The organism is Streptomyces coryli (genome assembly GCF_011044975.1).
In the GTDB taxonomy this organism is placed as follows: Bacteria; Actinomycetota; Actinomycetes; order Streptomycetales; family Streptomycetaceae; genus Streptomyces; species Streptomyces coryli.
Genome location: NZ_JAAKZV010000231.1, coordinates 1 through 12,868 on the forward strand (window position 1 = coordinate 1; position 12,868 = coordinate 12,868).

The 12,868-nt window shown below is 71.9% G+C and carries 11 protein-coding genes; 7 read left to right on the forward strand and 4 right to left on the reverse strand.

All coding sequences use genetic code 11. The annotated features are described in order from the left end of the window. Window positions 1-47 precede the first annotated feature (47 nt). Both G5C51_RS33440 and G5C51_RS33445 read right to left on the reverse strand, forming a co-directional pair. A complete protein-coding gene (locus G5C51_RS33440) occupies window positions 48-812 on the reverse strand; it encodes a hypothetical protein (protein ID WP_165243054.1) in 765 nt (254 codons plus the stop codon). Window positions 813-816: 4 nt separating this feature from the next. Beyond that, on the reverse strand, window positions 817-1,572 hold the full coding sequence (locus G5C51_RS33445) for a MerR family transcriptional regulator (RefSeq protein WP_165243056.1): 756 nt from the start codon (window positions 1,570-1,572) through the stop codon (window positions 817-819). Between the two features lie 203 nt (window positions 1,573-1,775). Here G5C51_RS33445 and G5C51_RS33450 point away from each other — a divergent pair, with 203 nt between their 5' ends. The 3 genes from G5C51_RS33450 to G5C51_RS33460 are packed head-to-tail and all read left to right on the forward strand — an operon-like array spanning window position 1,776 to window position 5,130. Beyond that, window positions 1,776-3,317: a flavin-containing monooxygenase gene (locus tag G5C51_RS33450; protein WP_165243058.1), complete on the forward strand. Its 1,542-nt coding sequence runs from the start codon at window positions 1,776-1,778 to the stop codon at window positions 3,315-3,317. Continuing rightward, window positions 3,314-4,255 carry an alpha/beta fold hydrolase gene (locus G5C51_RS43385; RefSeq protein ID WP_165243060.1) on the forward strand — a complete coding sequence of 314 codons (942 nt, stop codon included), beginning with the start codon at window positions 3,314-3,316 and terminating at the stop codon, window positions 4,253-4,255. The genes G5C51_RS33450 and G5C51_RS43385 overlap by 4 nt, the downstream gene beginning before the upstream one ends. Then, on the forward strand, window positions 4,252-5,130 hold the full coding sequence (locus G5C51_RS33460) for an SDR family oxidoreductase (protein ID WP_338118396.1): 879 nt from the start codon (window positions 4,252-4,254) through the stop codon (window positions 5,128-5,130). Before G5C51_RS43385 ends, G5C51_RS33460 begins: the two co-directional genes overlap by 4 nt. Before the next feature lie 67 nt (window positions 5,131-5,197). Here G5C51_RS33460 and G5C51_RS33465 read toward each other — a convergent pair whose 3' ends face one another. Both G5C51_RS33465 and G5C51_RS33470 read right to left on the reverse strand, forming a co-directional pair. Further along, entirely contained in the window at window positions 5,198-5,563 is a 366-nt protein-coding gene (locus tag G5C51_RS33465) for a YtxH domain-containing protein (protein WP_165243064.1), read from the reverse strand. Between the two features lie 97 nt (window positions 5,564-5,660). Further along, window positions 5,661-9,077, reverse strand: coding sequence for a S41 family peptidase (locus G5C51_RS33470; RefSeq protein ID WP_165243066.1), 3,417 nt, complete (start codon window positions 9,075-9,077; stop codon window positions 5,661-5,663). Between the two features lie 133 nt (window positions 9,078-9,210). Here G5C51_RS33470 and G5C51_RS33475 point away from each other — a divergent pair, with 133 nt between their 5' ends. Genes G5C51_RS33475 through G5C51_RS33490 form a run of 4 tightly spaced genes read left to right on the forward strand, consistent with a single transcriptional unit; the run spans window position 9,211 to window position 12,502 of the window. Further along, window positions 9,211-10,281 carry an energy-coupling factor ABC transporter permease gene (locus G5C51_RS33475; RefSeq protein ID WP_165243068.1) on the forward strand — a complete coding sequence of 357 codons (1,071 nt, stop codon included), beginning with the start codon at window positions 9,211-9,213 and terminating at the stop codon, window positions 10,279-10,281. 5 nt (window positions 10,282-10,286) lie between these two features. After that, entirely contained in the window at window positions 10,287-11,051 is a 765-nt protein-coding gene (cbiQ, locus tag G5C51_RS33480; RefSeq protein ID WP_165243070.1) for a cobalt ECF transporter T component CbiQ, read from the forward strand. Beyond that, window positions 11,048-11,788, forward strand: coding sequence for an energy-coupling factor ABC transporter ATP-binding protein (locus G5C51_RS33485; protein ID WP_165243072.1), 741 nt, complete (start codon window positions 11,048-11,050; stop codon window positions 11,786-11,788). The genes cbiQ and G5C51_RS33485 overlap by 4 nt, the downstream gene beginning before the upstream one ends. Before the next feature lie 27 nt (window positions 11,789-11,815). Beyond that, window positions 11,816-12,502 (forward strand): MOSC domain-containing protein, encoded by a 687-nt coding sequence (locus tag G5C51_RS33490; RefSeq protein WP_165243074.1) that lies wholly within the window; start codon window positions 11,816-11,818, stop codon window positions 12,500-12,502. Window positions 12,503-12,868: the final 366 nt, after the last annotated feature.

The window sequence follows — 12,868 nt, forward strand, 5'->3', positions numbered from 1 at the left end:
GGATGGGGTGACGGGGTGCTGGAGTGAGGGGGTGCTGACGCAAAGCGTCAGGGCAGCCCGTCCTTGCCGCAACCGCCGGGCTCGGCCCGCTCCTTCACCGTCTTCCAGGCACCGCCCCCCACCTTGCGAAGCTCAGTGGAGTGGCGCGTGAAAGTGCCCGGCTCGGCGAGCGCATAGCGCTTACCGCCCTTGCTCGCCTGGAAGACGCTGAGGTCCGCGCAGTACCGCACCGTCGCGTGCGTGCCGTCGGCCGCGACGGTGGCGTGCGGGTCGTAGAAGCGGGCGGTGCCGTCGAGCCGGAGGGGGCCGGCGTAGAACTTCTCCGCGTAAGCCTTACGGCAGGTGTAGGCCTGGGAGCCCTTGTCGTAGTACTTGGCGAAGAGCCTGCGGTACGGATACCCGCCCGTTTCTTCCTCCTGGTACTCGCCCGCCAGACGGTACGTGTGGCGCTCCGCTTCCGCGGCGGCGTCGAGGACCGCCTGCTCGGCTTTGTCCTTCGACTCCCAGTCGTCGAAGCTCACGCCGAGCACGCCGCTGAACCGGTCCGACGGGTCGGAGGGGCGGGACGGCTTCTGTGTCGGCGTCCCGTTGCCGGTCGGCTCGCCGCCGCAGGCGGTGGTGTCGGCGGCGGAACGGCTCGGCTCCGCCGCCTCGTTGGACCGGCTCGCCTCCGGCCCCTGGAAGAGGCCGTTCCCGCGCTGGCCCGCGTCGCCGCCGGCGCTCTCGCCCGTACAGGCCGACAACCCAACAACACAAGCAGCCGCGGCAGCGAGCACCGACCCGCTGCGGGGCGCGAGTGGGAACTTCGGCACCGTCCTAGCCCTCCTCCGCTTCCCGCTGCCACTCCTCCAGTTCCGCCTGCACCCGCCGGTCCATCGCCATCGTGACCTCGGCCTCCAGCACCTGCTTCGCCATCGGGCGCAGCCGCTCGATCGTGTCCGTAATCCTGGCGACCTGCTCGGGCGTGAGGTCGGCGGGGGAGTCCAGCACGTCCGCGAGGAGGTGCTTGCGGACGATGCCGGTGAACAGCTCGGCCAGCGCGTCGGCGTGCGTGCGCACCTCGCGGCCTGCGGCCAGCACCACCGCCAGCGGGACGCCCTTCTTCACCAGCTCGCCGGACACGTCCAGCAGCCGCTGGCTGACGTGCACGAACTCCTCGCCCTCGACGGCGACATAGCCGATGTCCAGCGCGTCGGCGAGGTTCTCCGCGCTGACCTCCTCGGTGCCGCCGCCGAAGCGGGTGGCCAGCTCCTCCGGGGTCAGCCGGACCGGCGTCTCCTCCGACCACGGCTTGGCCAGCGCACCCGGCAGGCCGAGCAGCTCCGCCGCCCCGCGCACGTCCCGGCCCGACTCGAAGGCGGCGATCAGCTCCGCGATGCCGCCGAGGGTGTGGCCGCGCTCGACGAGCGCGGCGACCGTGCGGACGCGGGCCAGGTGGTCGTCGTTGTACCAGGCGATGCGGCCCTCGCGGCGCGGGGCTTGCAGCAGGCCTCGCTCGCGGTAGAAGCGGAGGGTTCGGGCGCGCACGCCGGAGGCTTCGGCTAGCTCGTCGAGCCGGTATTCACGTCCCATGCTGGCGCCTGACCCCCTTCTCCGGTACGGGGCACAGCGTACGGGAGGGGCGCCCGGGCGGGCTGGTGTGGCCGGGCCCCGCGGCAGCGTTCGCTCTTGCTGACTTTTTGTCTCGCACAGCCCCTACCCATGAGTACGGTCCTGCCCTACTCTCCTCATCGTGCCAGTAAACACTGGCAAGGTTACCGAGCGGGAGGCGACACATGGCCGATGTCGAGCTCAGGCGCGAGCATGTCAGGGTGGCGGTCGTCGGGGCGGGCTTCGGCGGTCTCGGCGCCGCGGTGCAGCTCCGGCGCGAAGGGATCACCGACTTCGTCGTACTGGAGAAGGCCGCCGCGATCGGCGGCACTTGGCGCGACAACAGCTACCCGGGCTGCGCCTGCGATGTCCCCTCGCACCTCTACTCGTTCTCCTTCGCCCTGAACCCGGAGTGGCCGCGGTCCTTCTCCGGGCAGCGGCACATCTGGGACTACCTGGAGGGCGTCGCCGACACCTTCGGGCTGCGCCCGCATCTGCGCTTCGGCCACGAGGTCCTCAACATCCAGTGGGACGAGGCCGAGCTGCGCTGGGAAGTCGAGACCAATCAGGGCGAGTTCACCGCCGACGTCGTCGTCGGCGCCACCGGGCCGCTGTCCGAGCCGCAGATCCCGGACATTCCCGGACTCGACGGCTTCAAGGGCGAGGTCTTCCACTCCTCGCGCTGGAACCACGACTACGACCTGCGCGGCAAGCGCGTCGCGGTCGTCGGCACCGGCGCCTCGGCGATCCAGATCGTGCCGTCCATCCAGCCGGAGGTCGGCAGGCTGACGCTCTTCCAGCGCACGCCGCCGTGGGTGCTGCCGCGCATGGACCGGAAGATCAGCGGCGTGGAGAAGTGGATCCACACCCGCGTCCCGGCCACCGCCCGGCTGCGCCGGCAGATCCTGTGGGGGCTGCGGGAGCTGCAGGTGGCCGCGTTCACCAAGCACCCGGGCGAGCTCAGCTTCCTGCGCCGCCTCGGCAAGATGAACATCGCCCGCGGGGTCAAGGACCCGGAGCTGCGCCGCAAGCTGGTCCCCGACTACCAGCCGGGCTGCAAGCGCATCCTGCTGTCCAGCGACTACTACCCGGCGCTCGGCAAGGACAACGTCGACCTCGTCGCCTCCGGCCTGAAGGAGGTTCGCGGCAATACGCTCGTCGCCGCCGACGGCTCCGAGGCCGAGGTGGACGCGATCATCTTCGGTACGGGGTTCCACGTCACCGACATGCCGTTCAAGGACCGGGTCAAGGGCCGCAACGGCACCACCCTCGCCGAGGCCTGGGGGAACAGCGGCATGGAGGCGCTGCGCGGCTCCAACGTGGCCGGCTTCCCGAACATGCTGCAGATCATCGGGCCCAACACAGGGCTCGGGAACACCTCGATGATCCTGATCATCGAGGCGCAGATCAACTACCTCATCGACTACATGCGGCAGTTGAACGCCCTCGGTCCAGGGCGCGCCCTGGACGCCCGCCCGGAGGCGCAGGCCAAGTACAACGCCAAGCTCCAGGAGCGGATGAAGCGCACGGTGTGGAACACCGGCGGCTGCAACAGCTGGTACCTGGACGCGAACGGCAAGAACACGACCGTATGGCCCGGCACCACGAGCGAGTTCCGCCGGGTCACCAGCCATGTGCGGCTGGAGGAGTACGAGGTGCTGCGGGCCGGCGCGCGCACCGCCCCGCCCCTGGACGACTCGGACGACGTGAGCGAGGTCCCCGCATGACCCGGCTGCTGAAGACAGGCCCGTACGCACCGCCCGAGCCGCGCCGCCGGCTCACCGCGAGCTCGCCCGACGGGGCCCGTATCAACATCGAGATCCACGGGCCACAGGACGCCCCGGTCGTGGTGCTCGCGCACGGCTGGACCTGCTCGACGGCCTTCTGGGCGCCGGTGATACGGGACTTGGCCGCCGACCACCGCGTGATCGCGTACGACCAGCGCGGCCACGGCCGCTCGCCGGCCGCGAGCTCGCCCGGCGGGTACTCGACCACCGCCCTCGCCGACGACCTCGGTGCCGTCCTGGACGCGGCGCTCGAACCAGGCGAACAGGCCGTGATCGTCGGCCACTCGATGGGTGCGATGACCATCATCGCGGCCGCCAACCGCCCGTATCTGCGCGAGCGCGCCACCGCCACCGTGCTGGTCTCCACCGGGGCTTCACGGCTGCGGCTGGAGTCGAAGGTCTTCCCGATCCGGATCAAGGCGCTGCGCAAGCTCGCGCACCGGGTGATGCTCGTGTCGAAGGCGCCGATGGGGCCGGTGACGCCGATATCGAAGCGGCTGCTCAAGTACGTCACCATGGGCCCGGCCGCGACGCCTGAGCAGCTCGACGCCTGCGCCCGTATCGTGCAGTCGTGTCCGCGCAAGCCGCGCGGCGAATGGGGCCGGGTGCTCGCGGGCCTCGAACTGGACGCCGAGGTACGCCGGATGCCGGTGCCGACCGCGGTCATCCAGGGCACCGCGGACCGGCTCACCCCGGCCGTGCACGCCCGCCGCATCGAGGCGGCGCTGCCGCAGTCCGAGGGGCTCACCGAGCTGCCGGGGCGCGGCCACATGACGCCGGTGGAGTCGACGGAGGATGTCGTCGCGCTGATCCGGGAGATCGTCAAGAAGTACGGGCAGCCGGAGACGGCCGAGGAGAAGGCGGAGAAGTCGGCGTGACGAATCTCGAGGGCAAGGTCGCGGTCGTTACCGGCGCCGCACGCGGCGTCGGTGAACTGCTCGCCCGCAAGCTCGCCGCGCGCGGCGTGAAGCTGGCGCTGGTGGGCCTGGAGCCGGAGGAGCTGAAGCGGGTCGCGGGCGCCGTGGGCACCGAGGCCGACTGGTGGGAGGCGGATGTCACCGACCACGAGGCGATGAGCACCGTGGCGCGCGAAGTGGTGGACCGCTTCGGCAAGGTGGACATCCTGGTCGCCAATGCGGGTGTCGCCACCGGTGGTCCTTTCGAGGACTCGGACGCGGCGACCTTCGACCGGGTCATCCAGGTCAACCTGCTCGGCTCGGTCGCGACGGCGCGCGCCTTCGTACCGGCCCTGCTGGCGTCGCGCGGCTACCTGCTGCAGATCGCCTCGCTGGCCGCGATCACGCCCGCGCCGATGATGGCGGCGTACTGCGCGTCGAAGTCGGGCGTCGAGGCCTTCGCGCACTGCCTGCGCGGCGAGTTGGGCTACAAGGGCGTCAAGGTCGGCGTCGGCTACCTGAGCTGGACCGATACGGACATGGTGCGCGGCGCGGACGAGGACGAGGTCATGCGCGAGGGCCGCCGCTCGCTGCCCTGGCCCGCGAACAAGACGTATCCGCTGGGCCCGGCCGTGGACCGCTTGGTCGACGGCATCGAGCGCCGCTCGGCGCACGTATACGGCCAGTGGTGGCTCCGCGGCATGCAGCCGGTCCGCTGGGCGCTGCCGACGGTGATCGGCATCGGCGCGGCCCGGGAGCTGCGCAAGCTGGGCCCGAAGCTGGCGACTTCGCAGTCGCGCGGCCTCGTCGGCGCCGGTGGCGCGGCGGACGAGAAGGGGCGGGTGGCGCGGTCCTAGCGACGGCACCGACGCAAGTCGAGGGCGGCACCCTGAGCGGGTGCCGCCCTCGTGTGTGTGCGGGCGCTTAGAAGTCGTCCGCCTCGTCGGGGGCCTTCCAGCCCTGCTCGGCCTGCTGGCCGGCGTCCTGCGCCCGGTCGGCGTTCTCCTGGCCGAAGTCCTGGGCGCGCTGGCCGGCGTCCTGGGCTCGGTCGGCGGCGTCCTGGCCGAAGTCCTGGGCGCGGTCCGAAGCGTTGCCCGCCGCGTCCTGCGCCCGGTCGGCCGCGTTGCCCGCCGCGTCCCGCGCGCCGTCACCGGCGTCCTGGGCCTTGCCCATCGCACCCTGAGCCGCGTCCTGGGCCTTGTTACCGGCACCCTCGGCGGCGTCCTTGGCCTTGTTCACGGCGTCTTCGGCCGCTTCCTTGGCCTTGTCCAGGAAATCTCCGATGCCCATGATCCAATCACTTCCTAGCAAGTGAGACATTTGGGGCATTTCTCAGCGTTACACAGCAGGCACAGGACCGCATGTCAGGCAAGTCTTAGGCCCCTGATCAGGCGGCTTCCGCCAGCCCCGGCCCCGTATCGCCCTCGTCGCGCTCCTCGCCCGCACCCGCCCGCGGCGGCAGCTCCGGCCGCCGCCGGTCCGGTACGTCGCTGTAGTCGGGCGGCACCGCCGCCGGCTGGTCCGCCAGCAGATCCAGCGCCGTCTGCACCGCGATATCCAGCTCCGAGGGCCGGCCCTCGGCCCAGTCCAGCGGCGTCCGCTCGGCGTCGATGTCCGGGTCCACACCCTCGTTCTCGATGTCCCAGCCGTACTCCTCGAACCATGCCGCGTTCATCGGCACCGTGATCGTGGTGCCGTCGCCCAGCCGGTGCCGCCCGGTCATGCCGACCACGCCGCCCCACGTGCGCAGCCCGACCACCGGACCGAGCCCCAGGATCTTGAACGCTGCCGTGATCATGTCGCCGTCGGACGACGTCCCCTCGTCCGCGATCGCCACCAGCGGCCCGCGCGGCGCCACGCTCGTATACGGGACCGGCTGCGCGTTGCGCGTCAGGTCCCAGCCCATCAGCGACCTGGTCAGCTTCTCCAGCACCAGCTCGCTGATGTGCCCGCCGGCGTTGCCGCGGACGTCGATGATGAGCGCCTCGCGGTTGGTCTCCATCCGCAGGTCCCGGTTGAACTGCGCCCAGCCCGAGCCGACCATGTCCGGGATGTGCAGATAGCCGCAGCGCCCGTCGCTGAGCTTGCGCACCACCTGACGGCGCAGCGCCACCCAGTCCTGGTAGCGCAGCGGCCGGTCGTCGACCAGCGGGATCACCGCGACGCGGCGCAGCGGCCGGTCGGGCGCCAGCTCGAAGGTCAGCTCCACGCTGGTGCTGCCCGCGGCCGCCAGCAGCGGTGCCGGGCCCGTCACCGGGTCCACCTCGCGCCCGTCCACGTGCGTCAGGATCGCGCCGTCCGGGATGCCCGTACCGGCCAAGGGCGATCGGGCGCGGGAGTCCGAGGACTCGCCGGGCAGGATGCGGCCGACCGCCCAGCGGCCGCAGGTGGTGCGGGCGAAGTTCACGCCGAGGTGGCCCATCGGGCGCTGGTAGTGCGGCGGGCCCTCGTTGCGGCGGGCGGCGGTGACGTAGGCGTGCGACGTGCCCAGCTCGCCCAGGACCTCCCTGAGCAGGTCGGCGAAGTCGTCGGGGGCGGCGACGCGGTCGAGCAGCGGGCGGTACTGGTCGAGGACCGCATCCCAGTCGATGCCGCACATGCCGGGCTCCCAGAAGTACGCCCGGATGATCCGCCCGGCCTCGTCGTAGGCCTGCCGCCACTCCGCCACCGGGTCCGCGTCGTGCATGATCCGGCGCAGGTCGATGTACGTGGTGGTGTCCGGCTCGGCGCCCTTGTTGGCCGGGATCACCCGCAGGTTGCCGCCGTCGTTGACCACCAGGCGGCTGCCGTCGCCGCTGACCACGAAGGACGTCACCAGCGAGGTCAGCTGGATGTGCTTGGCCTTGGCCAGGTCGAAGTGCTCCAGCGTCGGGCTGCCGGAGGTGTCGTTGGGGTTGGCGAAGGTCTCGCCCAGCGCGCCGGAGATCGGCCAGCGCAGCCACACCAGGCCGCCGCCCTCCACCGGCTTCAGCGAGGAGTACTTCGAGGCCGCCACCGGGAACGGCGTCACCCGCGCCTCGATCCCCTCCTCCTCCACGTGCACGATCCCCTCGCCGTCGGCCGCCCCGAACGACTCCAGGCCGCCCGCCGCGGGCCGCCCCTCGGGCGTCAGCGCGAACGGCGACAGCGTCGCCGACGACAGCGGCACCAGATACGGGCGGCAGCCCAGCGGGAAGGACAGGTCCCCGGTGTGCACGTCGTACACCGGGTCGAAGCCGCGCCACGACAGGAACGCCAGATAGCGGCCGTCCCGGGTGAAGCACGGCTGCTCGTCCTCGAAGCGGCCGTGGGTGACGTCGATGATGTGCCGGGACGCCAGCTTCGCCATCTTGATCTGCCGCAGCGAGCGGCCGATGCCCGGATGCGCCCAGGTGATCCACTCCGAGTCGGGCGAGAAGGCGATGTCGCGGACCGGGCCGTTCACCGACCTGACGAGCTCGACCAGGCCCTCCTGCACCGCGGCCGGGTCCTCGCCGAGCTCGGCGGCCTCCTCGGCCACCTCGGCGAATTCGGCGGCCATCTCCGCCGAGACCTGCGGCTCGTCCCGGTCGGGTACGTACACGATCAGCAGCCGCCCGTCGTTCGAGGCGATCGCGATCTTCTTCCCGTCCGGCGACACCTCCAGCGCGTGCACCCGCCCGAGCTGCCCGGCCGCCAGCCGCAGCGGGTCGCGGACCTGGCCCGTACGCGGCAGGTCGGCGATCTCGATGGCGTCCTCGCCGCCGGCGTCGGTGATGTACGCGACCTGACCGGTCGAGCCGAGCATCTCGGGCATCCGGATGCGGACGCCCGGGGTGTCGGAGATGCGGCGGGCCGGGCCGTCGCGGTGGGTGAGCCAGTACAGCGCGCCGCGTACCACGACCGCGGAGGCGCGGCCGGTGGTGTCGCAGGCGAGCGCGTTCACGTTGGAGGCGGCCGCGACCTGATACGGGCGGCGCCCGGCCCGCGGGCCGCCGAGCCGGACGTCGAGCTTGCGCGGCTTGCCGTTCGCGGAGAAGTCCTCGGCCAGCCAGAGGTCGCCGGCGCACTGGTAGATCACCCGCTGCCCGTCGGTGGAGGCGTGCCGGGCGTAGAAGTCGGCGTGGTCGCTGTGCCGCCGCAGGTCGGAGCCGTCGTGCAGGCAGGAGTACAGATTCCCGGTGCCCTCGTGGTCGGACAGGAAGGCGATCCGCCCGTTCACGAACATCACGCTGTCCAGGTGCCCGCCCAGGTCCTTCAGCAGCCGCTGCCCGTGCAGATAGAGCCGCCCCGTGGCGCCGCCGCGATAGCGCTTCCAGGCGGCGGGCTCGTGCGGCGCCTTGCCGGTGAGCAGCAGCGTCTTGCGCTCGCCGTCGATGTCGGCGACGGCGATGTCGTTGACCGGGCCCCAGGGCAGCCGGCCGCCCGGGGCGCCGTCCGTGGGCACGCCGTGCGCCCACGGGTAATTGGCGAGCGGCCGGTCGTGCGACGAGGTCGCCAGGATCTTGCATGCGCCCTGCTCGTCCGGCGGGGTCCAGCCGCGCACCTTCGCGTCCTGGCTGCCCCAGTACGTCAGCTGCCGCGCCTCGCCGCCCTCGACGTCCACCAGATGGATCTCGCAGTCCATCGTCCGCCAGCTGGTGAACGCGATCTGCGAGCCGTCCGGCGAGAACCGCGGATGGTCGACCCGGGTCCGGTCGACCGTGAGCCGCCAGGCCCGCTCCGGCTCGGCGCCGTCGGGCGCGAGCGGCGCCACCCACAGGTCGTCCTCTGCCGCAAAACAGATGAGGCCCTTGTGCAGGTGCGGAAAGCGGAGGTACGCGAGGTCCGTAGCCGAATGAGTCACAAATTCCAGTTTTCGGGGCAGTTGGTGCCCCAGCAACTGGAGTGGCTATTTCCGCGGCATTGGCGCTATTGCAATTACATCGCAATAGGGGGCTACCATCGGAGGGTTCTGCACTTACGGGAGGACCCCTGCGATGCACGTACCCGACGGATTCATAGACGCCCCGGTCTCGGTGGCCACCGGCGCGGTCGCCGCTGCCGCCGTCGCGGTCAGCCTGCGCGGCGCCCGGCGGGAGCTGGACGAGCGCACGGCGCCGCTGGCGGGCCTGGTGGCGGCCTTCATCTTCGCCGTCCAGATGCTGAATTTCCCGGTGGCGGCGGGGACCAGCGGGCATCTGCTGGGCGGCGCGCTCGCGGCGATCCTGGTGGGGCCGTATACGGGCGTGCTGTGCGTGTCCGTGGTGCTGATCATGCAGGCGGTGCTCTTCGCCGACGGCGGCCTCACGGCGCTCGGGGTGAATATCACGAACATGGCGGTGGTCACCGTCGTCGTGGCGTATCTGCTCTTCCGCGGCCTGCTGCGGGTGCTGCCCAAGGGGCGTACGTCCCTGACCGCCGCCTCCTTCGTGGCCGCGCTGATCTCGGTGCCGGCGGCCGCGCTGGCCTTCACCGGGATGTACGCGCTGGGCGGCACGGCGGACGTCGCGATCGGCAAGGTCGCGGTGGCCATGGGCGGCGTGCACGTGCTCATCGGCATCGGCGAGGCGGCGATCACGGCGGCGACCGTGAGCGCGGTGGCGGCGGTGCGGCCGGACCTGGTGCACGGGGCGAAGGGCCTGGTCAAGCCGCTGGAGATCCGCACCGCTGACGGGGTCACCGAGGTGCTGCCCGCCTCGGCGTCGGCCCCCGCCGCGACGCCCCGCAAGCCGCGCCGCCTCCTGATCGCGGGTGTGCTGGTCTCCCTCGTCCTCGCGGGCGGCGTGAGCTTCTACGCCTCCTCGAACCCCGACGGCCTGGAGAAGGTCGCCGGCGACAAGGGCATGGACAAGAACGAGAAGGACCACGCGGCGAAGGACTCCCCGCTCGCCGACTACTCGACGAAGGACGTCGGCGACGAGCGGCTGTCGGGCGGCCTGGCCGGCGTGATCGGGGTGGCGGCGACCCTCGCCGTCGGCTCCGGCGTCTTCGTCGTCGTCCGCCGCCGCAAGGGCGCGGCCGAGGCCGCCTCCGTACCGCAGGAGCCGGTCGCGGCGGGCCGGGACTGACGGCCATGGGCGCCGGCCACAGCCACAAGCTCTACCGCCACGGGCACTCGCCCGTGCACGCGCTGCCGCCGCACTGCAAGCTCGCCGCGGTGTTCTGCTTCGTGCTCGCGGTCGTCGCCACGCCGCGCGAGGCGATGTGGGCCTTCGGGCTCTACGCGCTGCTGCTGGCCGGCGTGGCGGCGCTGGCGCGGCTCTCGCCGGGCTTTCTGCTTCGCCGGCTGCTGATCGAGGTCCCGTTCGTGGCCTTCGCGGTGCTGATGCCTTTCGTCGCCGAAGGCGAGCGGATCACCGTCCTCGGCCTCTCGCTCTCCGAATCAGGACTGTGGAGCGCCTGGAACATCCTCGCCAAGGGCACCCTCGGCGTGGCCGCCTCCGTGCTGCTGGCGGCGACGACCGAGCTGCGCTCGGTGCTGCTCGGCCTGCAGCGGCTGCGGATGCCGCCGCTGCTGGTCCAGATCGCGTCGTTCATGATCCGTTACGGCGATGTCATCGCGGACGAGATGCGGCGGATGCGCATCGCGCGGGAGTCGCGCGGCTTCACGGCGCGAGGCCCGGCGCAGTGGGGCGTACTGGCGAAGTCGGCGGGCGCGCTCTTCATCCGCTCCTACGAGCGCGGCGAGCGCGTCCATCTGGCGATGGTCAGCCGCGGCTACGCGGGCGCGATGCCCGTGATCGACGAGGCGACGGCGACCAGGGCACAGTGGTCGTACGCCGCCGCACTGCCCGCGACGGCGCTCGCCGTCTGCCTGCTGGGATGGACTCTCGTATGACGACTCCTTCGTTGGAGATCTCCGGCCTCGCCTACGCCTACCCGGACGGCCACCAGGCGCTCTTCGGCGTCGACCTGACCGTCGACCGCGGTGAGCGGGTGGCGCTGCTGGGCCCGAACGGCGCGGGCAAGACGACGCTGGTCCTGCACCTCAACGGCATCCTGGACGCCGGCGCGGGATCGGTGCGGGTGGCCGGGCTCCCGGTGGTCAAGGCCAACTTCCCGGAGATCCGCCGCCGCGTCGGCATCGTATTCCAGGACCCCGACGACCAGCTCTTCATGCCGACGGTGCGCGAGGACGTCGCCTTCGGCCCGGCGGCGTCGGGGATGCGGGGGCAGGAGCTGGAGGACCGGGTGCGGACGGCCCTGGAGCAGGTCGGCATGGCGGCGTACGCGGACCGCCCCCCGCACCACCTCTCCTTCGGCCAGCGCCGCCGGGTCGCGGTGGCGACGGTGCTCGCGATGCGGCCGGAGATCCTGGTCCTGGACGAGCCGTCCTCGAACCTGGACCCGGCGTCGCGCCGCGAACTGGCGGACATCCTGCGCTCGTTGGACGTCACTGTGCTGATGGTGACCCACGACCTCCCGTACGCCGCGGAGCTCTGCCCGCGCTCGGTGGTGCTCAGCGAGGGCGTGATCGCGGCGGACGGGGCGACGAAGGAGCTGCTGTCGGACGACGCGCTGATGGCCCGGCACCGCCTTGAACTGCCTTTTGGCTTCGACCCGTCGAAGATCTAGACCCCCGAGGGACCTAGGATCGGCCCCATGCAGATTGCCGAGCTGAACCGCTATCCGGTGAAGTCCATGCTGGGCGAGAGCCTGCGGGAACTGTCCTTCGACGCCCGCGGCGCCGAGGCCGACCGCCTCTGGGCGGTCACCTACGACGACGGCAAGCTCGGCAGCGGCAAGAACAGCCGCCGCTTCCGCCGCACGGAGGGCCTGCTGCACTACCGCGCGTCGTACGCGTCCGGGGTGGGCGCGCGCCCGCGCGTAACGCTGCCGGACGGGGGCGAACTGCGCGACGACGCGCACTTGGCGTCGCTGCTCGGCGCGGAGGTGCGCCTGGCGCGGGAGACATCGGTCGGCCACTTCGACGACGGCCCGGTATCGCTGGCGACGACAGCTTCGCTACGCGCCTTCGGCGACTTGCTGGACCAGGGTGCGGCGGATATGCGCCGCTTCCGCAAGAACATCGTCCTGGACACGGACGAGCCATGGACGGAGGAGGCCTGGCCGGGCCGTGAACTCGCCCTGGGCAACGAGCTGGTACTACGCGTACAGGCCCGCCTGCCCCGCTGCGTCATGACAACAATGTCCCAGGCAAACGGCGTCCCGGAAGACCGCAGGGTCCTGAAGACCCTGACGGAGGAACGCGAGATGTGCTTCGGGGTGGTGGCGGACGTGCTCACCCCGGGAACGCTCCGGGTCGGTGACTCGGCGCGGCTCCTGTAGCGACGACGGTCGGGCGCTTCCCGCTGCGATGACGGTCGCGTCGCCGCGTGCGGCATCGCTCGCGCGCCTCCGGCGCGAAGGCTGGCTACGGCGAGGGAGAGGGGGCGGTCCCGTTCCCACCCCGGCCGCCGGTCCGTGAGGGAAGGGCGCCCGTCGGATCGCGATGGGAGCAGTCACCGGTCCACGATGAGCCTCGGCCGGCCCACGACGAGCGGGCGCCGGTCGGCTGGCGATGGGCGGGCGGGCCAAGGGACCGCAGACCCACAGGCCGCCTGCCTCCAGCCGCCGCCTGGCAGCCCAGCTCGCGCTGTCAGCTGCCGCGCAGCCCCGCCCTCCAGCCGCCGCTTGGAAGCCCGGCTTCTGTCT